This is a genomic window from Polymorphum gilvum SL003B-26A1, from assembly GCF_000192745.1.
Classification (GTDB): Bacteria; Pseudomonadota; Alphaproteobacteria; order Rhizobiales; family Stappiaceae; genus Polymorphum; species Polymorphum gilvum.
Window position 1 is genome coordinate 1,324,476 of sequence record NC_015259.1, and the last position, 25,999, is coordinate 1,350,474.

The 25,999-nt window shown below is 66.4% G+C and carries 27 protein-coding genes; 12 read left to right on the plus strand and 15 right to left on the minus strand.

Annotated features, from left to right (window positions below):
• Positions 1–42 precede the first annotated feature (42 nt).
• On the plus strand, positions 43–489 hold the full coding sequence (locus SL003B_RS06260; protein WP_013651982.1) for a MarR family winged helix-turn-helix transcriptional regulator: 447 nt from the start codon (positions 43–45) through the stop codon (positions 487–489).
• Between the two features lie 12 nt (positions 490–501).
• Here the strand turns inward: SL003B_RS06260 and SL003B_RS06265 are convergent, their stop codons facing one another.
• Entirely contained in the window at positions 502–2,052 is a 1,551-nt protein-coding gene (locus SL003B_RS06265; RefSeq protein ID WP_013651983.1) for a diguanylate cyclase domain-containing protein, read from the minus strand.
• A 255-nt stretch (positions 2,053–2,307) separates the two neighbouring features.
• Here SL003B_RS06265 and SL003B_RS06270 point away from each other — a divergent pair, with 255 nt between their 5' ends.
• A complete protein-coding gene (locus SL003B_RS06270) occupies positions 2,308–2,538 on the plus strand; it encodes a hypothetical protein (protein ID WP_148259260.1) in 231 nt (76 codons plus the stop codon).
• Positions 2,539–2,625: 87 nt separating this feature from the next.
• Here SL003B_RS06270 and SL003B_RS06275 read toward each other — a convergent pair whose 3' ends face one another.
• Positions 2,626–2,811, minus strand: a complete 186-nt coding sequence (locus SL003B_RS06275) for a ferritin family protein (protein ID WP_013651985.1) — start codon at positions 2,809–2,811, stop codon at positions 2,626–2,628.
• Between the two features lie 113 nt (positions 2,812–2,924).
• Here SL003B_RS06275 and SL003B_RS06280 point away from each other — a divergent pair, with 113 nt between their 5' ends.
• Entirely contained in the window at positions 2,925–3,545 is a 621-nt protein-coding gene (locus tag SL003B_RS06280; protein ID WP_277914622.1) for a hydrogen peroxide-inducible genes activator, read from the plus strand.
• 22 nt (positions 3,546–3,567) lie between these two features.
• On the opposite strand, the gene SL003B_RS06285 is transcribed toward SL003B_RS06280, so the two are convergent.
• On the minus strand, positions 3,568–3,852 hold the full coding sequence (locus SL003B_RS06285) for an Rdx family protein (RefSeq protein WP_013651987.1): 285 nt from the start codon (positions 3,850–3,852) through the stop codon (positions 3,568–3,570).
• 158 nt (positions 3,853–4,010) lie between these two features.
• On the opposite strand from SL003B_RS06285, the gene SL003B_RS06290 reads away from it, so the two are divergent.
• The gene (locus SL003B_RS06290) at positions 4,011–4,925 is read left to right on the plus strand and encodes a choline/ethanolamine kinase family protein (protein ID WP_013651988.1); all 915 of its coding nucleotides are present in this window, start codon (positions 4,011–4,013) and stop codon (positions 4,923–4,925) included.
• A 4-nt stretch (positions 4,926–4,929) separates the two neighbouring features.
• Here SL003B_RS06290 and SL003B_RS06295 read toward each other — a convergent pair whose 3' ends face one another.
• From SL003B_RS06295 to SL003B_RS06310, 5 genes are all read right to left on the minus strand, one after another.
• The gene (locus SL003B_RS06295) at positions 4,930–5,871 is read right to left on the minus strand and encodes a heparan-alpha-glucosaminide N-acetyltransferase (protein WP_013651989.1); all 942 of its coding nucleotides are present in this window, start codon (positions 5,869–5,871) and stop codon (positions 4,930–4,932) included.
• Between the two features lie 24 nt (positions 5,872–5,895).
• On the minus strand, positions 5,896–6,027 hold the full coding sequence (locus tag SL003B_RS23960) for a hypothetical protein (protein ID WP_277914618.1): 132 nt from the start codon (positions 6,025–6,027) through the stop codon (positions 5,896–5,898).
• A 148-nt stretch (positions 6,028–6,175) separates the two neighbouring features.
• Positions 6,176–6,586, minus strand: a complete 411-nt coding sequence (locus SL003B_RS06300) for a DUF3775 domain-containing protein (RefSeq protein WP_013651990.1) — start codon at positions 6,584–6,586, stop codon at positions 6,176–6,178.
• A 307-nt stretch (positions 6,587–6,893) separates the two neighbouring features.
• Complete coding sequence (locus SL003B_RS06305) at positions 6,894–7,115, minus strand: hypothetical protein (protein WP_013651991.1); 222 nt, start codon at positions 7,113–7,115, stop codon at positions 6,894–6,896.
• Positions 7,115–7,402 (minus strand): hypothetical protein, encoded by a 288-nt coding sequence (locus tag SL003B_RS06310; RefSeq protein WP_013651992.1) that lies wholly within the window; start codon positions 7,400–7,402, stop codon positions 7,115–7,117. The genes SL003B_RS06305 and SL003B_RS06310 overlap by 1 nt, the downstream gene beginning before the upstream one ends.
• Positions 7,403–7,652: 250 nt before the next feature.
• Between SL003B_RS06310 and SL003B_RS06315 the strand changes: the two genes are divergently transcribed.
• The 3 genes from SL003B_RS06315 (at position 7,653) to SL003B_RS06325 (ending at position 10,787) form a co-directional block, all read left to right on the plus strand.
• Positions 7,653–8,792 (plus strand): nitrogen regulation protein NR(II), encoded by a 1,140-nt coding sequence (locus tag SL003B_RS06315; RefSeq protein WP_013651994.1) that lies wholly within the window; start codon positions 7,653–7,655, stop codon positions 8,790–8,792.
• A 139-nt stretch (positions 8,793–8,931) separates the two neighbouring features.
• Positions 8,932–10,131, plus strand: a complete 1,200-nt coding sequence (locus SL003B_RS06320) for a pyridoxal phosphate-dependent aminotransferase (RefSeq protein WP_013651995.1) — start codon at positions 8,932–8,934, stop codon at positions 10,129–10,131.
• A gap of 176 nt (positions 10,132–10,307) precedes the next feature.
• Complete coding sequence (locus SL003B_RS06325) at positions 10,308–10,787, plus strand: DUF992 domain-containing protein (protein ID WP_013651996.1); 480 nt, start codon at positions 10,308–10,310, stop codon at positions 10,785–10,787.
• Positions 10,788–10,835: 48 nt separating this feature from the next.
• Here SL003B_RS06325 and SL003B_RS06330 read toward each other — a convergent pair whose 3' ends face one another.
• Positions 10,836–11,183 carry a hypothetical protein gene (locus SL003B_RS06330; RefSeq protein WP_013651997.1) on the minus strand — a complete coding sequence of 116 codons (348 nt, stop codon included), beginning with the start codon at positions 11,181–11,183 and terminating at the stop codon, positions 10,836–10,838.
• Between the two features lie 261 nt (positions 11,184–11,444).
• Here SL003B_RS06330 and SL003B_RS06335 point away from each other — a divergent pair, with 261 nt between their 5' ends.
• Positions 11,445–13,508: an elongation factor G gene (locus tag SL003B_RS06335; RefSeq protein WP_013651998.1), complete on the plus strand. Its 2,064-nt coding sequence runs from the start codon at positions 11,445–11,447 to the stop codon at positions 13,506–13,508.
• 191 nt (positions 13,509–13,699) lie between these two features.
• Positions 13,700–14,662 carry a protein-methionine-sulfoxide reductase catalytic subunit MsrP gene (msrP, locus tag SL003B_RS06340; protein WP_013651999.1) on the plus strand — a complete coding sequence of 321 codons (963 nt, stop codon included), beginning with the start codon at positions 13,700–13,702 and terminating at the stop codon, positions 14,660–14,662.
• 594 nt (positions 14,663–15,256) lie between these two features.
• Here the strand turns inward: msrP and SL003B_RS06345 are convergent.
• The 3 genes from SL003B_RS06345 to SL003B_RS06355 all read right to left on the minus strand — a co-directional run bounded on the left by SL003B_RS06345 (position 15,257) and on the right by SL003B_RS06355 (position 18,250).
• Positions 15,257–16,153: a LysR family transcriptional regulator gene (locus tag SL003B_RS06345; RefSeq protein ID WP_013652000.1), complete on the minus strand. Its 897-nt coding sequence runs from the start codon at positions 16,151–16,153 to the stop codon at positions 15,257–15,259.
• A gap of 41 nt (positions 16,154–16,194) precedes the next feature.
• A complete protein-coding gene (trxB, locus tag SL003B_RS06350; RefSeq protein WP_013652001.1) occupies positions 16,195–17,160 on the minus strand; it encodes a thioredoxin-disulfide reductase in 966 nt (321 codons plus the stop codon).
• 88 nt (positions 17,161–17,248) lie between these two features.
• Entirely contained in the window at positions 17,249–18,250 is a 1,002-nt protein-coding gene (locus SL003B_RS06355) for a mitochondrial fission ELM1 family protein (RefSeq protein WP_013652002.1), read from the minus strand.
• A gap of 164 nt (positions 18,251–18,414) precedes the next feature.
• On the opposite strand from SL003B_RS06355, the gene SL003B_RS06360 reads away from it, so the two are divergent.
• On the plus strand, positions 18,415–18,885 hold the full coding sequence (locus SL003B_RS06360; protein WP_013652003.1) for an Lrp/AsnC family transcriptional regulator: 471 nt from the start codon (positions 18,415–18,417) through the stop codon (positions 18,883–18,885).
• 33 nt (positions 18,886–18,918) lie between these two features.
• Here the strand turns inward: SL003B_RS06360 and greA are convergent, their stop codons facing one another.
• The 3 genes from greA to SL003B_RS22700 all read right to left on the minus strand — a co-directional run bounded on the left by greA (position 18,919) and on the right by SL003B_RS22700 (position 23,304).
• Positions 18,919–19,392: a transcription elongation factor GreA gene (gene greA / locus SL003B_RS06365; RefSeq protein ID WP_041375408.1), complete on the minus strand. Its 474-nt coding sequence runs from the start codon at positions 19,390–19,392 to the stop codon at positions 18,919–18,921.
• A gap of 105 nt (positions 19,393–19,497) precedes the next feature.
• Positions 19,498–22,860, minus strand: coding sequence for a carbamoyl-phosphate synthase large subunit (gene carB / locus SL003B_RS06370; RefSeq protein ID WP_013652005.1), 3,363 nt, complete (start codon positions 22,858–22,860; stop codon positions 19,498–19,500).
• Positions 22,861–22,989: 129 nt separating this feature from the next.
• Positions 22,990–23,304, minus strand: coding sequence for a helix-turn-helix domain-containing protein (locus tag SL003B_RS22700; protein WP_013652006.1), 315 nt, complete (start codon positions 23,302–23,304; stop codon positions 22,990–22,992).
• Positions 23,305–23,699: 395 nt separating this feature from the next.
• On the opposite strand from SL003B_RS22700, the gene SL003B_RS06380 reads away from it, so the two are divergent.
• Both SL003B_RS06380 and SL003B_RS06385 read left to right on the plus strand, forming a co-directional pair.
• The gene (locus tag SL003B_RS06380; RefSeq protein WP_013652007.1) at positions 23,700–24,752 is read left to right on the plus strand and encodes an AraC family transcriptional regulator; all 1,053 of its coding nucleotides are present in this window, start codon (positions 23,700–23,702) and stop codon (positions 24,750–24,752) included.
• A 584-nt stretch (positions 24,753–25,336) separates the two neighbouring features.
• Positions 25,337–25,879, plus strand: a complete 543-nt coding sequence (locus SL003B_RS06385; protein WP_242390340.1) for a MerR family transcriptional regulator — start codon at positions 25,337–25,339, stop codon at positions 25,877–25,879.
• The last annotated feature ends 120 nt before the right edge of the window (positions 25,880–25,999 follow it).

Consider the following 25,999-nt stretch of genomic DNA (forward strand, 5'->3'; position numbering starts at 1 on the left):
GTACGGATTGACGAGAAAAGTTGATATCAACATAATTGAATCATGTCAAATGCTCCCCTGATTCCCTTCCCCACCACCCTGCAGGTTCGCGACACCTGCCTGTGCCTGCATGCCCAGCGGGCGGCGCGGGCGCTGGCGCGGCGCTTCGACACGGCGCTGCAGCCGTTCGGCCTAACCAACCAGCAGTTCTCGCTGATGATGGCGCTGAACCGGCCGGAGCCGCCGACGATGGGGCAGGTGGCGCGGCTGCTCGTCCTCGATCGCACGACGCTGACGGCGGCGCTGAAGCCGCTCGCCCGACGCGGCTGGGTGACGGTGGCGGCCAATCCGGACGACCGGCGGGAGAAGCGTCTGCGGCTCACCGGCGAGGGGGAGGCGGTGCTCGCCGCCGCACTGCCGGTCTGGCGCGCGCTGCACGAGGCTCTGGAGGCGGGCCTTGAGGCCGACGCGGACACGCTGCGCCGGGGGCTCGCGGCCCTGAGCCGATGACCGGTCGGGATCTCAGGCGCTGCGCCGTCCGGATGCCGGAGGCCGCAGGACCGGCTCCGCATTCCGGGTGCCGGCCTGCTCGCGGTACAGGTCCTCGATGAACACGGCCATGTTGCGGCCGGCTTCCTTGGCGCGGTAGAGCGACTGGTCGGCCATGCGCAGGACCATGGAGGCGGTGTCGCCGTTGCGCGGAGCCAGCGCCCAGCCGATGCTGGCGCCGATGCGCGCGATGCCGCCGCCGACCGGGATCGGCTTGGTCGCCTCCTCGATGATGGTGTCGCACAGCCAGCGGATGTGGCTCTCTTCCACCGTCTCGGTGACCAGGGCGAGGAACTCGTCGCCGCCGGTGCGGGCGACGAGGCCGGAGCCGGACAGCGCCTGCTGCAGGCGGCGGGCGACGGTGCGGATGACCATGTCGCCGGCGTCGTGGCCGAAACTGTCGTTGACCGCCTTGAAACGATCGAGGTCGATGGCCAGCACGGCGCAGGGGCGCGCGTGGCAGGCGGCCAGGGCGGCATCCAGCTTCTCGCCGAAATAGACCCGGTTGCCGAGCCCGGTGAGGGAATCGTGCAGCGCCATGTGGCGGTTGCGCCGCTCGCTCTCCTCCAGCGCCCGCGAGCGTTCGGCGAGCTTGCGCGCCGCCGCCCAGCCAAGGGCAAGGAACGCGATCATCAGGCCGGCGGCGAGCGGGCCGACGGCGACGCGGATGGCGCTGCCGGGAGCGGCGGACGTCCAGGCGAAGGCGCCGATCGGCGGTGCGCCGTCGATGGCGACCGGCACATGCGCGGAGCTCGGGGCGGCGTCGGCCGTGTAGCGGAAGCCGTCGAGCAGGAAGGTGTCGGCGATACCTGCGAGAAGCCTCGGCTCGATCAGGCGCACGGACACGACGACGCCCGGTGGCCCGTCGGGCAGGGTGACGGCGTCGGTGTCCGGAACCACCGCCATGGCGCCGACCAAGGCCGGGATGCCGGATACCGCGCGCACGTCAGTGGCGTAGATCGGCGCCAGTTCGCCCTTGTCGACATAGCGGACGCGGTAGCCTTCGGCGGCCGGGCGGCGGACGGCAGCATAGCCGGCGCGGGCACGGTCGACGAGATCGCGCGCGACGGCCAGAACCGGGTCCGCTGCGGCCGGCGGCACGACCTCGTCCTCGGCGGCGACCAGCAGCGGCGCGTCGCCGGCGTCGAGGAGCAGCGTCCAGTCGTGGTCGTAATCCAGCCACATCCGGCGGGCGATGTCCGATGCTTCGGCCGGGGCGAGGCGGGCGGCCCGCACCGCCTCGACCGTCCGGTCGCTGACGGAAAGGAAGGTCTGGTCGCGGGCGAGCAGGGCGAGTTCGTGCTTCAGCGCTTCGCGCACCAGCGCCTGCTCGTGATGTAGCGCGAGGCGGTCGGCGCTGCGGGTCGTAGTCAGCAGGAGCCAGGTCATGGCGAATACGCCGCCGGCGAGCAGCACGGCGACGGCGAGATAGGCGAGATGGCGCAGGCTGATACGCGACCGCGGCCCGCCGAGGTCGAGCGGCTCCATGGCCTCCGGCTTGGCCAGTCTGGTCTCGCGGTGCATCCGTGTCCCCTGCCTGCTGCGTCCGGTCGGCGGCAAGCGGAAGCTTCCCGTGCGGGCCGAACGCATCGATGCGCTCGTCACCAGCATGCGCCGGGGGGGTGAAGCAATCCTGAGTCGCGGGATGCAGCGGGAGGGAATCGCGCAACGGGGTTAACGGAACGCCACCGCGCTGCGGCGATTTGCGGTGGTGCCGCCGCAAGCGCGAAGACGTAGCGTCGCGCCACGGGATCGCGAGGGACGCAGAAGAGCATGGGCATGAACGACGAACCGGGTGCGGAGCGATTGACGCCATGGTCCGATCTGGACGAGGCCCGGCAGACGGAATTGCTGGCCGCCTATCAGGCGGATCTGGACGCCCTGCCGCCGACCTGCTCGCTGGAGACGAAGGTCGAGCGCTTCGCGCGCTGGCTGGCCGGGCGCGGCATAGGCTTCTCGATGGACGACGTCGGCCGGCCCGGACCAGGACACGGTCGAAGCGCTCGGTGACGGAATGACCTGCCTGCCGGCCGGCGGGGAGGCGCGCCGACCGGCAGGCAGGAGCCACGAAGGACCGGGTGGCGATGGGGCCACGGCCTAGTCTTCGTGGTGTTCGCCGACCGACATGTGCTTGGCAATGTAGGTCTTTTCTCCGATGCGCTCGATCAGGTCGATCCCCCAGTCTTTCAGCACATGGGCGTGCAACTGGTACTGATGGGCGGCGCTCAGTTCCATCGCCACGGCCTTCTGGAGGGTGTCGAGGCTGGCTTTTCTGGTGCTCATGGCAGGTTCCTTCCGTTCAGGGGCATTCAGGCTGCACTTTCGACCCGAAGCGGTTGACCGGGATCTTGAGGTAAGACTACGCCGCCGCGAACACCCGGTTCCTGTCCGGCGACCTGCATCTCGGCGCCATTCCGACGCTGGCGCCCTACCTGCTGCCGCGCGTCGTGCCGGCGATCCGCGACGACTATCCCGATCTCAGGCTGTTCTTCCGCGAGGCCACCACCGACGACCTGCTGGAGGACCTCCGCGCGGGCCGCCTCGACGCGATCCTGATCGCGCTGCCCTACGAGGTCGGCGACGTCGAGGTGCAGTTCCTGTTTGCCGACGGCTACCAGCTGGCCGTGCGACCGGACGATCCGATCGCCCGCAAGCAGATTCTGCGTGGGCCCGACATCGCCGACATGCACCTGATGCTGCTGGCCAGGGGACATTGCCTGCAGCGCCATGCCCTGTCGGCCTTCGAGCCCGGCGGGCCGGTGCAGGATCGCTCGTTCGAGGCGACCAGCCTGCCGACGCTGATCGCGATGGTGGCGGAGGGTCTGGGGGCGACCCTGCTGCCGCAGGTCGCGATCGACGCAGGCGTCGCCGACGGTCAGGGCGTGGCGCTGGTGCCGCTCGACGGCGCCTGTCCGCGCCGGATGGTGCTCGCCTGGCGCAAAGCCTCGCCGCGCGCGACGGAGTTCCGCCGCCTCGGCGACGAACTCGTCCGCATCCGCGACGGTTTCCGACGTTGATCGTCAGAGTTAGTGCCCGGTGCTAGCGATCCGCGTGGCCGAGGCCCCTGTCCGGCCAGACCAGGTCGCGCACACGCTGCTTGAGGACCTTGGCCTCCGGGAAGCCGCCGTCGACGGTGCGGTCCCAGATCTGCGTTCCGTCGCAGGTGATGACGAAGGTTCCGCCGGTGCCGGGCACGAGGGTGACGGCGCCCAGGTCCTCCGCAAAGGTCGACAGCAGTTCCTGCGCCATCCAGGCGGCGCGCAGCATCCAGTTGCACTGGCGGCAATAGGTGATGACGATGTGGGGCGCGGGCAGGCCGGTCATGGCAGGCTCCTGGTCTTGAGCGGGGTTCGGCCGGCCGGGCCGTCCACCGCCCCGGCGGGACCGGACGAGGCGGTGCGAAGGGCCTGAACGGGACGGGGTGCGGAGGGCTCGTGCTGGGCGTTCCCGCCCAGTGTCTTCTAACGGAGTGTGCGCGGCGAATGAAGACCCGGTACGACGATGTCCTGTCCCTCTGCGCCGAGCCGGCCGTGCGCGCGGCGCTCGGGGCGGTCGCCGACATCGAGCCGCTGGCAGGTCTGTCCAACCGCGTGTTCCGGCTGACGGCTGCAAAAGGCCGGTTCATCCTGCGGGTCGAGCGGCCGGAGAACGCCGGGCGGATCGACCGGCAGGCGGAACTCCACAATGCACGCATCGCCGAGGCGTGCGGGATCGGCGCGGCCGTGGTCCACGCGGATCCCGGGCGGGGCGTGATGCTGGTGCGCGCGGTGGAGGCGGCGACACCGCTGGCCGAGCGCCCGCGAGAGGCCCGCGCTGCCGATGCCGCACGGCTCGGAACGGCGATCGGGCGCCTGCACGGCGCGACCGTGCCGTTCCGCGGACGGTTCGGCCCGCGCGAGATCCTGCGGCGGCTGGCGTCCGAGGTCGGCCGACATGCCGCCCTGCCGGCCGGAGCCGGGCTGCTGATCGCCCGGATGGAGGGGCTGGCGCGGTCGATGGAATGCGGTGCCGGCCGCACGGTGCCGTCTCACGGCGATCTCGTCGCGGGCAACGTGCTGGTCGCGGCCGGCCGGATCGTGCTGATCGACTGGGAATATTCCGCCATGGCCGACCCAGCCTGGGACCTCGCCTATGCGGCGCTGGAATGCGGCCTCGACGGCGGTGCCGAGCGGGCCATGCTGGCGACCTATGCGGCCGCGGCGGGGTGGGTGCCGGCCGCAGACCGCCTCGCCGGCTTCAAGGCGTTGTGCGCCACGATCTCGGCGCTGTGGGCGCTTGACCAGGAGGCTGCCGGCAATCCGGCGACCGACTTCGGGGCCTATGCGAGGCTCCGGTTCGAAAGCGCGGATCGCTTCGCTGCCGGTCTGCCGGAGGTCTGGCCGACGGATGCCGAGTGATCCCCTACCGGTCAGGCGTGAGGGAACAGGCGGCGTAGCGGCGGTTCATTTCCTCGCGCAGGTCCGGATCCTCGGGATCGTCGAGCAGGCGTTGCCACAGACCATCGGAGCCGAGCGCCTCGAAGGTGCACCGGCAGGTGCGCCGGCACGCCGCCTCCTCGCCGCCGGCGAGGATGCAGGTGAAGCTGCAGGTGTCGACGAACTCGGCCGACGCCCGGTCCGGGGTCAGCCCGGCCGCGGAGGCGGCCCACAGGGCGCCGAACAGCACCGGCTGATGCAGCAGATAGACGGCGAGGGAATGGCGCCCGGCGCGCGTGAGCGTCGCGGGCCCGACGCCGGCGGGCCGCCAGGCGCGCAGGCGTTCCAACTGGCTCCGGCCGAGACGCGCGGCGCCGACACCGAGCAGAGCCGCCCCCGCCCAGGGTGCCAGCGGCACGTGGTCGACGCTCGAGACGCCCGGGTGCCCGAGCCCGGTCCACAGCAGCCAGGGGCCGTCGAAGGCGGGGCCGCCGGCCCACAGCGGCAGCGACAGCACCACTGCGCCAGCCGCAAGGGCAGCCACGGCGGGCAGGCGCACGAAGGGCAGGGCGATCAGGCTCGCCGCGGCGATGCAATGCAGGATGCCGAAGCGGACCAGCGCCGGACCGAGCGCCGCCCATGTGCCCAGCGACACCGCCGCGGCAGCCGCGACGATCACGGCCTCGCGCCGCCAGAAGGCCTTCCAGCGCACGCCGTCGCCGTGGGCAAGGACGAGGCTGACCCCGGCTAGAAACAGGAAGCTTCCGGCTATGGCTGCGGCGAAGGCGCGCCAGGCGAGATGCTGGTCGACCGGCCAGTCGACCAGGCGAAACCAGGACAGATCCCAGGACAGGTGGTAGACCACCATCGTGGCGAGAGCCAGTCCGCGCGCGACGTCTACCGCCTCGATGCGCCGGGCGGGAGTCATGACGCGGTTCGCGGAGAGTCTTGCTCAGCCGCCGGAGAACGCCTTGGCAAAGAGGCTGAGCACGGCTGCGATCGCGAGGATGGTGCCGACCAGCGGCCAGGGAGAGGGTCTAGCGTTTTCATAGGCGTCCGGTCGATACCGATCCTGGAAACTCATTCCGGAGGCCTCCATTGCTGGTGCGCGGCGCCGTCGGGCAGACCCTAAGGAACCTCCATCATGGTTAGCAGAAGGTTAACGCAGCAAGGAATGCCGTTTTCCGGTTATCCAGAGATTTCCGCCCGGGCGACACCGACAACGGAGGCAATCACATCTCGAGCGCTTCCAGCCCGCTTTCCAGATAGTCGGCGAGCATAGGCATGCCGAGCAGGTATTTCGACGTTGCGGTGACGGCGCGTTCGCGCGCTTCCTCGACCGCCTGTTCGAAGTCGGAGGCGTCGAAGTCGCCGCGGCCGATCCAGACGATGGCGACCAGTTCGGCGGCTTCGTCGACATTGAGGTCGTCGATCAGTTCCCGCAATTCCTCCTCGCTGAGATCCTCGATTTCTTCTTCGGCGAGGCCGTCGTGGTGATGGGTGTCGGACAGGGTTTCGGGATCGAACTCGATGTCGCCCTCGCGGCCGTTCTCGAAGGCATCCTCAAGCGCAGACGACGCGGCACGCGCCTTCTGGGCAAACATCCGGATGGTCTCTGCCGACAGGTTGAGGTCAACGGGCATTGCTCTCTATCTCCGATCATCGTTTCTTTGTTATCCCCTCTGCCCAAGGGAAGTGCAACTGCGCATTCGCCCTCATGGCGAGCCGCCGGGTTGTAGCCGGAACGGAATTCGCCGGCGAGCGGGCATGCGCCTTGAACCGCGCTCGGTTTCCCGTATACGATGGAAACAGAACACAATTGCTTGCCCGATCAGTTGAGGTAAGCGATTGATCTTGATTGGAAATCAGGGGGCGGACCTGGTGCGGCCGGGACCGGCACGCTGCGTGGCGTTTGGCGTTGCCGGTCCTGGCCCTTCCCCGGTTGGGAGATTAGCCGGCAGCGGTTTGCGCGGTGTCCGGCGTTGTGCTCCCGGCGCCGGGCTTCGAGGCCGGGGCCGGTCCCTCGAACAGAAGTCCGCCGCCGAGCGACATCGCGATGGCGAGCGCCACGCCGAGGGCGATCGCGTAGCCAAGCGGACGCAGGCCGGTTTCCCGTTCCTCGGTGCGAAGCTGCGGTGCCGTGGGCATGTCGCCGAAGGGCCGGGTCGCCATCACCATTCTCCTGACCAGTCTCCGGCAGAGCCCGTCCGCCGACGCCCGCTCGCGGTCGGCAGGAGGCGGATGTCGCGCTCAAGGCGGTGCCACAGAAGGCCGGTCAGCGCGGCCATGGCCAGGAATCCGGCGACGAGCAGCGCGAGCATCGGGTGAAACGGGGCAGCCAGGGCGAAAAGTCCTGCGGCAGTCAGTCCTGCGGCCCAAGCCGATGCCAGCACCAGGCTGGAGCCGGCGGGCGCCGTGCGGTTTGCACGGTGGCTGTCATCGAAAGACGGTCCGTTCATGACGGGTCCTTTCCTGTAGTGCCCAGACCCGATCACAGTGGGTGCCAAATGGGACGGCGTTTCGCTCCGACCGCGGCGTTTCATGTGTCTTTTCGTGACCGATTTGTGGCCGCGGGCAGGCGCCTCGGATCGAGTCCTGCCCCCGATCGCTAAGGCTTGTGCGGGAAAGTTCACCTCTTTTTTGCATTTTGCGGCCAAGCTGACAGTCCGCAGGGGACACCGCCTCGGGAGCGATGGACAGGTCGACCATATGAACGTGAAGGCAAACGCCCGGATGGCCGCGACCGCGGACATCGAGAAGGACGCGCCGGCAACGACCGCTGCCGCCGAAGGCGGAACGGAACCGGGTCCGGCGCTTCGCCTTGCCGGGCTGCACTTCTTTCTCGCCGACGTCAATGCCAAGACGCTGATGTGGCTGGAGACGGGATCGCTCAGCTTCGAGGGTACGGGAGGCCGCCTGCTGGCCGCGCCGTTCGGCGACGCGATGCGCCTGCTGACGCCGCAGGACCAGAAGAACATCCTCAGCCTGATCCATGGCGCCATCCGCAAGGGCAAGGCGGGACCACTTGAGGTCGGCATGGGGCTGCAGAACGGTCCGTCGGGCATGTCCCTGGCGAGCTATCGCCACGAAACGGACGCCGGGCAGACCTTCGTCGTCTGCTATCCGATGCTGGACGGCAGCGAGCGAGACGTCGGCAGCATCGTGCGCGGTCTGGCGCCGATCATCCGTCATTTCGTCGAGAACTCGAACCGGGCCGTGCTGACGATCGACAACTACGGCTACATCCGCTACGCCAGCTCCGGTTTCTTCCAGACGTTCCAGATCGAGGACCCGAGCCTGTGCCTGGGGCGCAACATCGCGCATATCCCCAAACGGGTCGGCAAGACGCTTACCTCGCTGGTGCTGACGTCGCTGGCGAGGCGGGCGAACGCGTCCGGGCGCGGGCGGTTCCAGTTGCCCAAGGGCGACACCGTCAACCTGAACTACAACGTCATGTATTTCAGGATCAGCGAGACCATCGGCGGTGTGCTGTTCTCGGCCGAGCCGGGCGAGGGATCGCATACGGATTTCGCCAGGGTCTTCGACCTGTTCAGCACGGCCGCGCTGGTGATCGATACCAAGACGCGCAAGATCGTTGCGGCCAACAAGGCCGCGCGCAAGGCCTACCAACTGACGCAGCAGGTGATGGACGACCAGCCGGTGACCGAGACACTGCTGCATCCGCGCAGCTACGCGACCCTGCTCGACGCGGCCAAGAAGGGCACCGGCGTGCCGCAGTCGGTGGTCGTCAACAGCCTGGACGGCGTGTCCAAGAACAAGCGGCTGCGGGCGGTGCTGTTCGAAGAGGACGAGGAGTCGCCGAAGCTCCTGCTTGAGGCCAAGGCCTGAGTTCGGGCCGCGGGGACCAAAAGCGCCAGACGGCCGGCGGATTGTGCCCGGCGGCGGCGACAGTTCCTCTTGCGCAGACCAGGCTGTGGCACTAGGGTCCGCGCGCTTGGAATACCCCAATTCTCCCACGGAGGGCATGATGGGCTTTATCGCCGATGCGCTGGCGCGCGTGAAACCGTCCGCGACCATCGCGGTCACCAACAAGGCGCGGGAGCTGAAGGCCGCCGGCAGGGACGTCATCGGTCTCGGCGCGGGCGAGCCGGACTTCGACACGCCGGACAACATCAAGGCGGCGGCGATCAAGGCGATCAACGAGGGCAAGACCAAGTACACCGCGGTCGACGGCATTCCGGAGCTGAAGGAGGCGATCTGCGCCAAGTTCAAGCGCGAGAACGGCCTGACCTACACGCCGGCGCAGGTCACCGTCGGCACCGGCGGCAAGCAGGTGCTCTACAACGCGCTGGTGGCGACCATCAACCCGGGCGACGAGGTGATCATCCCGACGCCGTACTGGGTGAGCTATCCGGACATGGTGGAACTGGCCGGCGGAACGCCGGTGATCGTCGAGGCCGACAAGACGACCTTCAAGATCACGGCGGCGGCGCTCGAGGCGGCGATCACGCCGAAGACCAAATGGTTCATCTTCAACTCGCCCTCGAACCCGTCGGGCGCCGCCTACACGCGTGCCGAGCTGAAGGCGCTGACCGACGTGCTGGTGAAGCACCCGCACGTGTGGATCATGAGCGACGACATGTACGAGCATCTCGTCTACGACGCGTTCGAGTTCACCACGCCGGCCCAGGTCGAGCCGTCGCTTTACGAGCGCACGCTGACCGTCAACGGCGTCTCCAAGGCCTATGCGATGACCGGCTGGCGGATCGGCTACGCCGCCGGCCCGGTCGCCCTGATCAAGGCGATCGCGACCGTGCAGTCGCAGTCGACCTCGAACCCCTGTTCGATCGCCCAATATGCCGCGGTCGAGGCGCTCAACGGCCCGCAGGACTTCATCCCGAGGAACAACGAGATCTTCAAGGCACGGCGCGATCTTGTCGTTTCCATGCTGAACCAGGCCAAGGGCATCGCCTGCCCGGTGCCGGAAGGGGCGTTCTACGTGTTCCCGTCCTGCGAGGGGTGCATCGGCAAGACCGCGCCGTCCGGCAAGGTGATCGCCACCGACGAGGATTTCGTCACCGAATTGCTGGAGGCGGAGGGCGTTGCGGTGGTGCACGGCTCGGCCTTCGGCCTCGGGCCGAACTTCCGCATCTCCTACGCGACCTCGACCGAGGCCCTGGAAGAGGCCTGCACGCGCATCCAGCGCTTCTGCGGCAACCTGACATAACCCGGCCGACGGCAGACCACACGAGGGGCGGAGCGATCCGCCCCTTTTCGTGCGCCTTGCCGCGATGCCGACGCAATCAGGAGGAACCTTCGCGCGTGGCGACCGTTTTCCGATCATGGCCGTCCTTCGCGGGCCGATGGCATCGCCGTTCCCGCATTCGAACCCAGGAGACATGCATGTTCCGCATCGCAAGCCTTGCCGTTGCCGCCGGTCTCGTCGCCGCTGCGCCCGCGCTCGCCCAGGACCGGGCGCCCGGGGTCCAGGTCGGCGTGCTGACCTGCGCCGTGGAGGGAGAATCCAGCTTCATCATCGGATCGACCCATAGGCTCGGCTGTAACTTCAAGCCGGCCAGCGGCGCGCCGGTGGAGTTCTATTCCGGCACGGTGTCCGAATTCGGCCTCGACATCGGCACCAGCCGCGATGCGACGCTGGTGTGGGGGGTGCTCGCGCCGAGCGCCGACATGCGTCCCGGTACCCTGGCCGGTACCTATGCCGGCGTCACCGCCGGGGCGAGCCTCGGCGTGGGGCTGCAGGCCAACGCTCTCGTCGGCGGGCTCGACCGGTCGATCGCGCTCAATCCGTTCAGCGTCGAGAGCCAGGCCGGCACGAACCTGACGCTTGGCGTCAGCCGGATGACCCTGACGCCGATCAACTGATCGAAGTTGGGCATCGAGGGCCGAGGCCCGCCGCACTGGCGGGCCTTTTCATCGCCGCGGTACGGTTTCCCGGTCGATCTCGCGGCAGCCGGGGTTGGAGGACGAGGGGCACGGCTCCGCCAGCCGGCGCGCCCGCTCCTGAAGCCTTTCCTGCTCCGCCTGCTGGCGCTGGCGCAGGGCGTCGTCCAGCTTGCGCCGGCTCTGCTCCATCAGCGAACTCGGCTCTGGCAGCCGGCCCTGCGGCGGTCCCGACCGATCCCGCAGTTCCGACGTTTGCGCCAGGTACAGATCCGCGGCAGCGGGAGCAGGCGGCAGGGTGACGGCGACAAGCAGGACGGCGAGCACGCGGGCGATGCGGGCGCGTGTGGCATGGTCCGGGTCGATGGGCATCGACATGCGGTTCTCCGTGCGACGGTGCCGGGTTCGGCCCGGTTTTGGAGGTTCTGACGGATAGATAGGCATTGCCGGCCGCGATGGGCAGCCCCGACGGCTGCTGCTGACCGTGCTGCGCTGCGACACAGTATTCCCTTGCCGGCTGCGCCGATCGGCGCGACGATGACAGTCCGCCCGCAAGGCGGGCGGCGGCGCATTTCGTGCGGCGCCATCCCTGTGTCGCCGCGGCCGCGCTGGCAACCCAAGCCAACGGGAGACGACATCATGGGAGACGTTCATGGAGACCCGGCCGACGGCAGAGTAGCCGGGCCCCGGTGCATTGCCATCGTCGGGCCGTTCGCCAGCGGCAAGACGACGCTCCTGGAGGCGATCCTGGCACGCACGGGGGCCATTTCCCGACAGGGTACCGTCGCCGGCGGTAACACGGTCGGCGACGCCTCGCCCGAGGCGCGCGCCCATGCCATGAGCGTGGAGGCCAACTTCGCCGACACCGACTATCTGGGCGACCGCTATACCTTCATCGACTGTCCGGGATCGGTCGAGTTCCTGACCGAGACAGACGGCGTGCTCGGCGGCGTCGACATGGCCATCGTCGTGGCCGAGGCCGACGAGAAAAAGGTTCCGGCCCTGCAACTGATCCTGAAGGCGCTGGAAGCGCGCCGGATGCCGCGCGTGCTGTTCCTGAACAAGATCGACAAGGCCGACCGGCGGGTGCGCGAGGTTCTGGAGGTGCTGCAGCCGGCCTCGGCGGTTCCACTGGTCCTGCGCCAGATCCCGATCTGGAAGCAGGGCATCGCGATGGGCTTCATCGATCTCGCCCTCGAGCGGGCGTTCGTCTACCGCGAACACGCCGAGAGCCTGGTGATCGACATTCCCGACGACGAGCAGGCGCGCGAGGTGGAAGCGCGCTTCTCGATGCTGGAGCGGCTGGCCGACCACGACGACGTGCTGATGGAAGCGCTGCTGGAGGACATGGCGCCGGGACGGGAGCGGGTCTTCGCCGATCTGGTGACGGAGATGCGCGACGGCTTGATCTGCCCGGTGTTCATCGGTTCGGCCGAGCACGGCAACGGCATCCTGCGGCTGATGAAGGCGCTCCGCCACGAGGGGCCGGGGATCGCCAGCACACGCGCGCGCCTCGGGCTCGCCGAAGGCGTCGATGCGGTACAGGTGATCAAGACGCTGCACACGCCGCACGGCGGCAAGCTGTCGCTGGCGCGTGTCCTGTCGGGAACGGTCGGCGACGCCACGATGCTCGTGCGTGCCGACGGCAGCGAAGCGAAGGTGTCGGGCGTCTTCAGCCTGACGGGCCAGCAGGCGAGCAAGCGCGCGGCGGCGACCGCCGGCGAAACCGTCGGCCTCGGCAAGCTGGAGGGCGTCGCGACCGGCGAGACGCTCGGCGTCGGCAAGGCGCCGGCGGCCCAGTTGGCGCCGCTGGCGCCGCCCGAGCCGGTGCTCGGACTGGCGGTTGCAGCGGCCGAGCGCAAGGACGAGGTCAAGCTGTCGTCCGCCCTGACCAAGCTGGTGGAGGAGGATCCGTCCTACCGCTTTACCCATGCCCAGGAGACCGGCGAGACGCTGCTGGAAGGGCAGGGCGAGATGCATCTGCGCGTGGCGCAGGAGCGGTTGAAGGGCAAGTACGGCCTGTCGCTGGAGGTCCATGCCCCGGCCGTGCCCTATCGCGAGACGATCCGGGCGGCGACTTCGGTGCGCGGCCGGCACAAGAAGCAGTCCGGGGGGCACGGCCAGTTCGGCGACGCCGCGCTGGAGATCCGGCCCCTGCCGCGCGGCGAGGGTTTCGTCTTCTCCGACACCATCACCGGCGGCGTGGTGCCCAAGCAGTACATCCCGTCGGTCCGCGACGGCGTGGCCGAGGCGCTCAACCAGGGACCGCTCGGCTTCCCGGTGGTCGACATCGCGGTGACGCTGACCGACGGCTCCTACCATTCGGTTGATAGTTCCGACCAAGCCTTCAAGATGGCGGCGATCCTGGCCATGCGCGAAGGCTTGCCGCAATGCAAGCCGGTGCTGCTGGAGCCGATCCACGAGGTCACCGTCGCCTGTCCGTCGGAAGCGACGCCGCGCATCAACGCCATCATCTCGGGCCGGCGCGGGCAGTTGCTCGGCTTCGACGGGCGGCCCGGCTGGGACGGCTGGGACGAAGTGCGCGCGCTGATGCCGGAGGCGGACATCGGCGATCTGATCGTCGAACTGCGCTCCGCGACGGCGGGTGTCGCCAGCTACACGAAGCGCTTCGACCACCTGGCCGAACTGACCGGCAAGGCGGCCGATCAGGCGCTGGCGCGCAGCGGCAGGCAGGCGGCCTGAGCGGCAAGGCAGCGCCGGCCACGGCTCCCGCGGCCCCGCCTCGCTTCGACGCGGGGCCGCAGCCTTGTCGCGCGTCGCGATGCTCTGCGCAGGCGCCGGAGAACCGCTGTCTCCCACACCTCACCGGGGCGTTATTTGCTTTTGAAGCGCGCTTGGCCATTGCTGGATCCGACAACGCGAGAGACGACCCCATGACGATCATCCGAAAACGCGGCTGGGAGATGCCCGAACATCTCGCCACGCCCGAGGACGTCTACTTGAACCGGCGCAAGGTGCTTGCCGGGATGGCCGGCGCGGGGGCCCTTCTGGCCGGCGGCGTCGTGTCGAGGCGGGCGTTCGCCGAAGACGACCCGAGCGCAGGGCTCTATCCGGTGACGCGCAATCCGGCCTTCGCACTCGACCGCGCCGTCACTGACGAGGCCCTTGCGACGAGCTACAACAATTTCTACGAGTTCGGCTCGCACAAGCAGATCGCGCGTGCAGCCCGGGCGCTGCCGATCCGGCCCTGGGCGGTGGTCATCGACGGCCTGGTCGACACGCCGCAGACGATCGCCATCGACGACCTGCTGAGGAAGGTGCCCCTTGAAGAGCGGCTCTACCGCCTGCGCTGCGTCGAGGCGTGGTCCATGGCCGTGCCGTGGTCGGGCTTCGCCCTGAGCGACCTTGTCAGGCTGGCGGGGCCGCAGGCTGGCGCGAAGTACCTGCGCTTCGAAACTTTCAACAACCCGAGCGTGGCGAGCGGACAGAAGCAGAGCTGGTATCCCTGGCCCTATGTCGAGGGAGTGACGCTCGAGGAGGCGACCAACGACCTCGCCTTCGTCGCGACGGGGATCTACGGCAAGCCGCTGCCGAGACAGAACGGCGCGCCGATCCGCCTCGTGCTGCCGTGGAAATACGGTTTCAAGTCGATCAAGTCGATCGTGCGCATCACCTTCACCGACACGCGCCCGGTCAGCTTCTGGGAGGCGATCCAGCCGGCCGAGTACGGCTTCTGGGCGAACGTCAATCCCGACGTGCCGCATCCACGCTGGAGCCAGGCGAGCGAGGAGGTGCTGGGCACCGGAGAGCGGGTTCCGACGCAGCTCTACAACGGCTACGCCGAGCAGGTGGCCGGCCTCTATGCCGGGCTGGAGGGCGAGACGCTGTTCATGTAGGGGGCGGCACGCGGGAAAAGAGAAGGGGCCGGTCTTGTTTCAACCGGCCCCTTTCAGTTTGTTCCGCGCTGGGGGCGGCGCGGAGCACTGGGAGGGGAAACGATGTCAGGTTGTGCATCGTCCTTGCGTATATGGGGGCGGGGTCGAGCATAATCCAGAGGTGAACCGCGACCTTCCGCCGCAGAGACTGTTGTGGGGGCGGTCGCCGTAGACGGACAAGACAGGACGGAACCAAAAAAAATGCCGGGTCAGAGACCCGGCAGTTATTTCGATCCACCACATCGTGGTGAGATCACCTTCCAGAGGGGAACAGCTGGCTGATTTGGCGCTGCTGGGAGGAAAGTGCAGCGCCGCAGAACCAACAGTGCTGCTTATATGCAGTGCACAAGGTGATCAAACAAGCGGCATGTGCGCAGGGCTGCTATGCGTTAACCGAATGGCTCGTCATGCCGGCATGCGCCATTGGCGAGAAAAGATTGGCTTTATCCGGAAAAGGCGGCCAATCGGGAAAGATAACGCCACCCGAGAGGGATTGAGTTGCCGCCAAACTAGGCGCTGGCGAATAATTGTGCATTCAGGCGGTCGAAAGGTCGATCAATACGACCAGCGTTCGGCCTTGGCCAGCAGGAAATCGCGAAACGCGGTGATGCGGGCCGTGTTCTTGAGTTCGGATGGATAGACGAAATAGGTGTCGAAACTCGGGATCTTGTCCTCGAGCTCGGCCAAGAGCGGCACGAGGGCGGAATCATTCTCAATGATGTAGTCCGGCAGAATGGCGATGCCGACGCCTCTCTGCACGGCCCGCTTGATGGCCACCACGTTGTTGACGCGCAGCACGCAGCGGCGTGGGTCTGCGGGCGAGCGCCCGGCGGTCTCAAGCCAGTTCATGTCGCGCAGATAGACCGGCGCATGTTCTCCGAAGGTGACGATGCGATGCTCGTCGAGATCCTCGATGCTCTTCGGCGTGCCGTAGCGCTGAAGGTACTGCGGAGAGGCATAGAGATGGAAATGCACCGTGAACAGCTTGCGCTGGATGAGGTCGGGCTGAGTCGGCTGGCGCAGGCGGATCGCAGCATCGGCTTCGCGCATCGAGAGGTCGAGTTCGTCGTCGTCGAAGATCAGGCGCAACTCCATCTCGGGGTAGAGATCGATGAATTCGTTGATGCGCGACGTCAGCCAGGTCGACCCGAGGCCTACCGTGGTGGTGACGCGCAGCACGCCTGAGGGCTTCTCGCGGGTGTCGGTCAGACGGGTTCGTACGGCCTCCAGCTTCATCAGCACCTCGCGCGCGGTGCGGTAGAGCAGTTCACCCTGTTCGGTGAGCAGCAGGCCGCGCGCGTGGCGGTGAAACAGCGGCACGCCGAGATCCTGTTCCAGCGCGCTGACCTGGCGGCTGACGGCGGACTGGCTCATGTTCAGGCTGTCGCCAGCATGGGTGAAACTGCCCGCCTGGGCGGCGGCATGGAAAATACGCAGCTTGTCCCAGTCCATTTTCTTGCCTCCAGGGCGCGTCGTTCGGCCGAGCGATTCGCCTATTGCGCGGCTGCCGTAGCGGCGCCGCCATGTTCGGCGAGAAACTTCTCCGCTTCAAGGGCGGCCATGCAGCCCATCCCGGCGGCGGTCACGGCCTGGCGATAGACGTCGTCGGTGACGTCGCCCGCAGCGAAAACGCCGGGGACGGAGGTGCGCGTGGAGTCGGCTTCGGTCAGGATGTAGCCGTTCGGCTTCAGCGCCAGCTGGCCGCGGAACAAGTCGACCGATGGGGCGTGGCCGATGGCGATGAAGACACCATCGGTGGCGAACTCCCGGGTCTCGCCCGTCCTGACGTTCTTCAGGCGCACGCCGGTGACCGCCTTGGGCATGCCGCCGCCGAGGATCTCGTCGACGACGCTGTCCCAGATCACCTCGATCTTCGGGTTCCGGAACAGGCGCTCCTGCAGGATGCGCTCGGAGCGGAAGCTGTCGCGCCGGTGCACCACGGTGACCTTCGACGCGAGATTGGCCAAGTAGAGCGCCTCCTCGACTGCGGAATTGCCGCCGCCGACCACCACGACCTCCCTGCCGCGGTAGAAGAAGCCGTCGCAGGTGGCGCAGGCGGACACGCCGGCGCCCATGAAGGCCTCTTCGGAGGGAATGCCGAGCCAGCGCGCCTGGGCGCCGGTGGCGATCACGAGCGCTTCGGCAAGGAATACCGTGCCGCTGTCGGCGACGGCGCGAAACGGACGCCTGCTCAGGTCGACCTCGGTGATGGTGTCGTACAGGATGCGCGTGCCGACGTGCTCGGCCTGCTTCTGCATCTGCTCCATCAGCCATGGGCCCTGGATAGGCTCGGCGAAGCCGGGGTAGTTCTCCACCTCGGTGGTGATGGTGAGCTGACCGCCGGGCTGGATGCCGGCAACGAGGGTCGGCTCGAGCATGGCGCGGGCGGCATAGATCGCGGCAGTGTAGCCGGCCGGTCCCGATCCGATGATGAGAAGCTTGACGTTTTCTGTCGCCATGTCCGGTCCGCCCCGTCGTTCTGCGGCCTGTCCTTCTGTGGCCTGTCCTTCGTGGTGCGTCACGCCGCCGTCCGACGCGGCCACCGCATCAGCCAGACCTGCGTCGGGCGTTCGCGAAGGCGGACAGGATGGCCTCGGCGATCAGCGGCGTGCTGTTCAGCGGCTCGTAGGTAGTCGTTTTAAGCGGTCCGGGAAAGGGGTGAATGATCCCGAGGCGGTCCAAATTCCCCAAGAAGCGGTCGATTTTTCGATGCCCGCCGTTCGGCCGGAAGACATGCACGGGTTTTCCGGTCGCAGCCGCCTCGCCGATCATGTTGGTCGAATCGGCCGTTGCGACGACGGCGTCGGCCTTGGCGAGCATGGCGACGAGCGGATTGTCGCCGTCGCCCGTCCACAGATAGTGGCCGCCGGTCCGGGCAAGATCGCGCAGCCTGTCGAGGAGTGTGGCGGGCGTCCGGCGCGACGTGGTGATCATCAGCGCCGCTCCATCTGCGGCGAGGCGCTCGAGGCCGACGGCGAAGCGGGCGATGTCGTCGGGCGTGAAGCGGTGGTGGCGACTGTTGCCGCCGACGAGGACGGCGAGGCGGGGCGAGCGCAGGGCATCGATCTGCGGATGGACGGTGGCGCGCGCGGCGGCGAACGCCGCCGCCGAGAAACGGTGCGGGCCGGTGACCGCCACCAGCACGTTGGCACCGCGCAGGCGGTCGTGCTCGGGTACCCAGATCAGATCCGCTGTGCCGGGACCGGTCAGGGGGTCCTTGAGGAAGACGGTGAAGGTCTTCCCGCCGCTGAGGCGCTTCAGGCGGCGCAGGTAGGGAACGGCCCGCCGACCGGAGGCGATGGCAAGGTCCGGGTAGGGCGGTTTCAAGGGACTCTCAGGACGATCTTCGGACTCGGCCGGATCGATCGGACCCCACGGCATCAGCCAGACGAAGGGCGCGCGCGGCGCCACGCGCCGGCATTCGAAGGGGGCCTCGAGGGCTTCCGCAACGCCGATGCACTGGGCCTCGTCGCCGGCCTTGCCGTCGGTCAACACCCAGACAGTTCGGGGCCGTTCGGTCGCCGGCGTTTCGGGATCTTTCTGAATCATGCGCGGTTTTGTTATAGTCTTGCAGGAATGCGAAAAAAATCATAATTCGCAGCCATCCAGCCGGGGTGGGCGCAAGACGCCGCGCCGCGGCCGTCCGACAGGGCGCCGGCGTGCTGCGCGCGCCGTGCCGCCAACAGTGCCGCCGGGGCGGCAAGGAGATCTACTTGAAAGCACGGCTTGATGCGATCGACTGGCACATTCTGAAGGAACTTCAGCAAGATGGCCGGATGACCAACGTCGAATTGGCGCGTCGTGTCGGCATATCCGCGCCGCCTTGCCTGCGGCGTGTGCGTGCGCTCGAGGAGGCCGGCCTGATCCGCGGCTATCGCACCCTGCTCGACGAAAAGCAGCTTGGCTATGACGTCACCGCCTTCGCCATGGTCGGGCTGCACAGCCAGACCGAGGCGGACCTCATCGCCTTTGAGCAGACCGTGAATTCCTGGCCGATCGTGCGCGAATGCTACATGCTGTCGGGTGAGGTCGATTTCCTGCTGAAATGCGTGGCGCCCGACCTGCAGTCGTTCCAGAACTTCATCATCCGCGAACTGACCGCGGCACCCAACGTCGACAGCGTGCGCACCGCCCTAACGATTCGGCGCACCAAGGACGAGGCCGCAGTTCCGATCGACCGGTAGCCGGACGAATGCTGCGTCGCGCAGCTGGCGCGCTCAGATGAACTTGATGTCCTCGATCTCGTAGGAGCGCGATCCGCCGGGCGCGGAGACCTCGACGCTGTCGCCCACCGACTTGCCGATCAGGGCGCGCGCGATGGGGGAGGAGATCGAGATCTTGCCCTGCTTCACGTCGGCTTCGACGTCGCCGACGATCATGTACTGCTTTTCTTCCTCGGTATCCTCGTCGATGAGGGTGACCGTGGCGCCGAATTTCACCGTGTCGCCGGACAGTTTGGAGACGTCGATGATCTCGGCGCGGCCGAGCTTGTCCTCCAGTTCGGCAATGCGGCCCTCGTTGTGGCTCTGGGCTTCCTTAGCGGCATGGTATTCCGCATTTTCCGACAGGTCGCCGTGGGCGCGCGCTTCGGAAATCGCTTCGACGATCCGCGGACGTTCGACCGAGGTGCGTTCCTTCAACTCCGCTTGGAGCATCGCGTATCCGGCGGCGGTCATCGGAACTTTTTCCATTGGTCTTGGACCTTCAGGTATAGGGGCCCGGCCAGTCGGGCCATGCGTCACAAAAAATACAATCCAGCCGGTGTTCGTCCCGGCCGGATTGCGGATGGATGAGCCTCAGGCGAAGTAGGACTGGAGCGGTCTCACTTCAAGGCTGCCGGACTTGTACGCCTCAATGCCTTTCGCTGCAGCCACGGCCCCGGCAAGGGTCGTGTAGTAGGGCACCTTGTGCAGCAAGGCGGCGCGGCGCATCGACCGGCTGTCGGACAAGGCCTGCGCGCCTTCGGTTGTGTTGAAGACGAGCTGGACCTCTCCGTTCTTGATAGCATCGACGATGTGCGGGCGGCCTTCAAGCACCTTGTTTATCTTTGCGCAGGCAATTCCCTGGGCTTCCAGATAGCGCTGCGTGCCACTGGTGGCGATGATCCGGAAACCGAGGCGTTCCAGCCGGCGCACCGCATCGACCACGCCTGCCTTGTCCTGGTCGCGCATGGAGATGAAGACCGTGCCGCCCTCCGGAACGCCGGTGCCGCTGGCGATCTGCGACTTGGCGAAGGCGGTGGCGAAAGCCCGGTCGAGGCCCATCACCTCGCCGGTCGAGCGCATTTCCGGACCGAGAACCGTATCGACGCCAGGGAAGCGGGCGAAGGGGAACACGGCTTCCTTGACGGCGACGTGGCTGTAGGTGTTCTCGGTCAGACCGAAGGACGCGAGGCTCTCGCCGGCCATGATCCGGCTGGCGATCTTGGCGATCGGCGCGCCGATGGTCTTGGCCACGAAAGGCACCGTGCGCGAGGCGCGCGGATTGACCTCCAGCACGTATATCTCGCCGTCGCGGATCGCGTACTGCACGTTCATCAGGCCGCCGACCTGAAGGGCCCTGGCGAGGGCCTCGGTCTGGCGCTTCAGCTCCGCGATGAGATCCTTTGACAGCGAATAGGGCGGCAGGGAGCAGGCGCTGTCGCCGGAATGGATGCCGGCTTCCTCGATGTGCTCCATGATGCCGCAGACGAACACGTCCTTGCCGTCGCACAGCGCATCGACATCGACCTCGATGGCGCCGTCCAGATAGCGGTCGAACAGCAGCGGGTTGGTGCCCAGCAGCGTGTTGATCTGGCCGGTCTTGTCGTTCGGATACTTGGCGCGGATGTCTCCGGGGATGAGTTCGGGCAGGGTGCCGAGGAGGTAGGAGTTCAGGGCCTCCTCGTCACGGATGATCTGCATGGCCCGTCCGCCGAGAACGTAGGAGGGACGCACGACCAGCGGCAGGCCGAGCTGGCCGGCGATCAGCCGGCCCTGCTCGACGGAGTAGGCGATGCCGTTCTGCGGCTGTTTCAGACCGAGTCTGGTGAGCAGCTTCTGGAAACGGTCGCGGTCCTCGGCCAGATCGATCATGTCGGGCGAGGTTCCGAGGATCGGCACGTCCGCCTTGACCAGGGCCTGGGCGAGCTTCAGCGGAGTCTGGCCGCCGAACTGGACGATGACGCCGTGCAGCGTGCCATTGGACTGTTCGGCGCGGATGATCTCGAGCACGTCCTCGGCGGTCAGCGGCTCGAAATAGAGCCGGTCCGAGGTGTCGTAGTCGGTCGAAACCGTCTCCGGATTGCAGTTGATCATGATCGATTCGTAGCCGGCCTCCTCGAGGGCGAAGCAGGCATGGCAGCAGCAGTAGTCGAATTCGATGCCCTGACCGATCCGGTTCGGGCCGCCACCGAGGATGATCACCTTCTTGCGGTCCGACGGCTTGCACTCATCGGCAAGGGTGCCCGCGAAGGGCTCCTCGTAGGTGGAGTACATGTAGGCGGTCGGGGAAGCGAACTCCGCGGCGCAAGTGTCGATCCGCTTGTAGACCGGATGCACGCCGAGTTCGGTACGCCGTTTCGCGATGTCCTCCTCGTCGAGGCCGGCAAGGGCGGCGAGGCGAGCGTCGGAAAAGCCCATGCCCTTCAGGCGGCGCAGCATCGGTGCGTTTCCAGGCAGGCCCTGGGTGCGGATTCTCGCCTCCATCTCGACGATGTGGCGGATCTGTTCGAGGAACCACGGATCGATGCCGCACAGTTGGTGGACCTGGTCGACCGGGGTGCCGAGCCGGATTGCCTGGGCGACGTTGAGCAGGCGGGTCGGGGTCGGGGTCGATATGGCGGCGCGGATGGCGTTCTTGTCGTCGCCCTGGCCGAGGCCGGGGATGTCGACCTCGTCGAGGCCGGTCAGCCCTGTTTCCAGGCCGCGCAGGGCCTTCTGGAGGCTCTCGGCGAAGGTGCGGCCGATGGCCATCACCTCGCCGACGGATTTCATCGCGGTGGTCAGCACCGGTTCGGAACCGGGGAACTTCTCGAAGGCGAAGCGCGGGATCTTGGTGACGACGTAATCGATCGAGGGTTCGAAGGACGCCGGGGTGGCTCCGCCGGTGATGTCGTTCTCCAGTTCGTCGAGCGTGTAGCCGACGGCGAGCTTGGCCGCGATCTTGGCGATCGGGAATCCGGTCGCCTTGGAGGCGAGAGCCGAGGACCTCGACACGCGCGGGTTCATCTCGATGACGACGAGCCGGCCGCTCTCCGGGTCGACTGCGAACTGGACGTTGGAGCCGCCGGTTTCCACCCCGATCTCGCGCAGCACCGCGATCGAGGCGTCGCGCATGATCTGGTATTCCTTGTCGGTCAGCGTCAGGGCTGGCGCGACGGTGATGGAATCGCCCGTGTGCACGCCCATCGGGTCGACGTTCTCGATCGAGCAGATGATGATGCAGTTGTCCGCCTTGTCGCGGACGACTTCCATTTCGTACTCCTTCCAGCCCAGCAGACTCTCGTCGATCAGGACCTGGCCGACCGGCGAGGCGTCGATGCCCGAACGGGCGATGGTCTCGAACTCTTCACGGTTGTAGGCGACGCCGCCGCCAGTGCCGCCGAGCGTGAAGGCCGGACGGATGATGGCCGGCAGTCCGATCTCGTCCAATGCCTTGAGCGCTTCCATGAAGCCGGCGTTGCGGTCATAGCCGACGATCTTGCCGTTCTCGTCCCGGATCGCCGGCGAGGAAGCGATCGCCGCGCGCGGGTTTTCGAGGCCGATGGCATCCATGGCGGCGCGGAACTTCTCGCGGTCCTCCGCCTTTTCGATGACGTCGGCGCGCGCGCCGATCATCTCGACGCCGAATTTCGCCAGCACCCCTTCGCGCTCGAGGTCGAGAGCGCAATTGAGCGCCGTTTGTCCGCCCATCGTCGGCAGCAGGGCGTCGGGGCGCTCCTTTTCGATGATCTTGGCCACGATCTCGGGCGTGATCGGCTCGATGTAGGTGGCATCGGCCAGTTCCGGGTCGGTCATGATCGTCGCCGGATTGGAGTTGACCAGGATGATCCGATAGCCTTCTTCGCGCAGGGCCTTGCAGGCCTGCGTGCCCGAATAGTCGAATTCGCAGGCCTGTCCGATGACGATCGGGCCAGCGCCGATGATCAGGATGGAAGAAATGTCTGTGCGTTTGGGCATCGTCGCTCGCATCGGCCCGGGGCGCGGCGGCGGTGCGGCGCTTGCGGGCACGTTCCTGGGTGGAGGTGCATTGTCGGCTGAGCGCGCCTTATAGGCAATAAAACGGGCGGGCGAAACCCCGCATTGCCGTCAATCGACCGTGCCGCGCGCCTGGTCCGGGGAAGACGACGGCGCATGCTGGTCTTCGATCTCGGTCCGGGCGATGCAGGTGCCGTCGAAATCCGAAATGCCGTTGGCAAGCGCATAGCATGCCAGACGGACCGATTTCGGGATTTCCACAGGCCGTCCGTCGCGGTCACCCTTTTCGTAATACTGGATCATGCGCTTCTTCAAGCCCAGTCGGTCCGCAGCTTCCTTCTGCTTCAAGCCAAGGGATCGCCGCCACTCCCGGAACTGCTCCGGACCCATGACGACCTTTGCGGACGATTTCTTCGTTTCGGCCATTTATTCCGTTCCCCGCGCCGGTCTTCCGGCGCTGCGCCAACCCTCGTGCCTGATTGAATAGCATCCCGATGCCTCGGGCCAAACGGAACATTTCGCCGGCAAAAAAAACGGTTCCGCTGCCAGAGGTGGATCGGAGGCATCGGCGCGACGGCGGGGGGACGAATGGGTCATGCTGGCGGCGGCGGCGACATTGTCAGGAATGCCTAAAACTGCACTCGAATTCTTCCGGATGGTTATAAATGACAATAACCATAGCGATACTGGATTCTGAAGGTGGACTTTTTTTGCTCACATCCGCCCGAGAATGTCTATATACAACGCCGAGATAAACTTGTCTAAATAGTTGTGCGCTTCAAGATTGCGATCTTGGCGCGTATCGTGCGTAAAACCAGCAGATGCAAGAGCAACAATATCCCAGATCGAAGGAAGGCAGCGAGCAGGCCGCTCAGATTTTTGGAAGCGTCCTTCGTAGTGTTGAGATATTTCTAGAAGCAAACGGGATCCGTCTGGAGGATCTTGCCCGGTGGGCCGGCGTTACGCTGCCGCCCCGCCGCTATCTTTATTCGCGCTTCATCGCGCTGCAGGATTTCGCCCATCTGATCGAACTGGCCTCCAAGCGACTGGATGAACCGCTTCTGGGGTTGAAATGCACCGAGGCGGTCGAGCCGCGCCCGATCCATCCCCTGATGCTGGCCATCGGCTACGCGCCGGATCTGAGGACGTCTCTGGATGTCGTCGCGACCCATCACCGCTCGCTCATAGATCTGGCGCATTGCGAGATCCGCAGTTCTGGCCGGGCCACGGAACTGGTGTGGAAGCTGTCCGGCATGGTCGTCCTGCAGGATCAGGTGATCGATCGGATTGCCGCCGTTGTCCGGTCCCGCCTGCAGGCCCAGGTCGGAGCCGAGGCCGCCAGAAAGATCGAGGTTCGTCTGAGCCGATCCCGACCGGCCGATCCCAGGCTGCACCGGCAGATATTCGGACCGACCGTCGAGTTCGAGGCGGAGGCGAACAGCTTCATCCTGCCATCGGAGATCCTGGCTCTCCCGAATCCGAGACATGACGAGGCCCTGTTCGCCGCCTTGCTGGAGTTGTCGCAGCGGCGCCTCGCTGATCGGGGTTGCCCGGGAGGAATTGCGGCTCTTGTGCGGGAGGAAATCGCAACGCGGATCTCGGATGCCGACCTGTCGCTTGAAACGGTGGCGCGGGCGCTGGGCATGAGCGGGCGGGCGCTGCAGCGGCGACTGTCCGAAAACGGCGTCACCTTTCAGGAACTGTACGATACGATCCGGCGCGACATGGCGTCGGAACTGTTGGAGAATACCAATCTGGCGATTTCAGAGATCGCGTTCCGACTTGGCTTTTCCGCCGTCGGCAACTTCACCCGTGCGGCAAAGCGCTGGTTTGGCGATACGCCGAGCGTTTGGCGTCAGACGAAACGCTCCTAGCAATGCCTGACCGCGCGGTTCCTAGCCTTCCTGCCAGGGCCTGCAGGTTCTTCAGGATACGAACCCTGCCGAGTTGCCGATATTCATGTCCGCGCATAGAATATATTTAACGTGTTATTTAATTGATGGGCGATGATGTCGTAGACCTGTTCACGTTGCGGTGCAAAAAAGACCCGCAATTCGAGATGTGCTAAACGGTCCTGCTTTCCCAGGTGGCGGTGGTTGTGTTTGAAGCTTGACTTGTTTAAATCCGTAACTTCCGCTATTGCTTGATTGTAATCACGTGTCTTGAATTATCGATAATTAATAGAACAATTCTATTAATATTCTTTTTCTGCCTTGCCTCTCCGGAGGATTCAATTTTTCAGCAGGACTTTGCTGTCGGTCGTCATTTCGGAGGCCGAATTAAACGTCTCCCGGAATTTCCGGTGGGTCGAAAGCGTAAAAATAGGCGTGAATTGAGAAGCGGAATACACTAGAATGATGCGATAGTGATAGCCGCGTAAGGTCTGGCTGTGTCGTTGGGGTTGGGAAGCGGGGCACCCGCTCCAAGTCCCGACGGCAGTACATCGCGGATGGGCAACGTGGGAACTGCTGTGCGGCCGAGGTGGGCGGCCAAGCTGCAGGTGCCGGATGCGATGTGGTCTTTGCTACAAAAATCAACCACCGGGCAAGACTTGAACATGAACAGTATAGCTACCAATATGGTCATCGTCCCTGATATCGCGGGGCCGGTTGTGGATGATGACGGCGAGGGCAAGCTCCTCGCGATATCCGAGATGTCGGATCTGTTTGGCGTCACTCTGAGAACCTTGAGGTTCTACGAGGAAAAGGGGCTGATCAATCCGGTTCGCAAGGGGGCGCGCCGCTTCTACACGTCGCGTGACGTGGGACGCATGCGGGTGATCCTGCAGGCCAAGAAGATCGGCTTGACCCTCGTGGAAATCCGGCGGGTCATCAAACTTGTCGAGGGCGGTGCGCCGCGTCGCGACCAGCTTCTCGAGTTGAAGTCGATCTGCGCGACCCAGCAGGACCTTCTGCGCGAGCAGCATGCGCTCCTGCAGGAGCAGGTCGCAGAGGTCGACAGCGTCGTCGACTCGCTGGAGAAGCTCATCGCGGCATCGTGAGCGCCTGCCCCTGCCTTAGCGTGCGATCATACCGACACGAAAAAGCCCGGCCTAGTGCCGGGCTTTGCCGTTCTTTCGCGCCGTGGCGGTTGCGCCGAGCGGCGTTTGCGGTCGGATCCG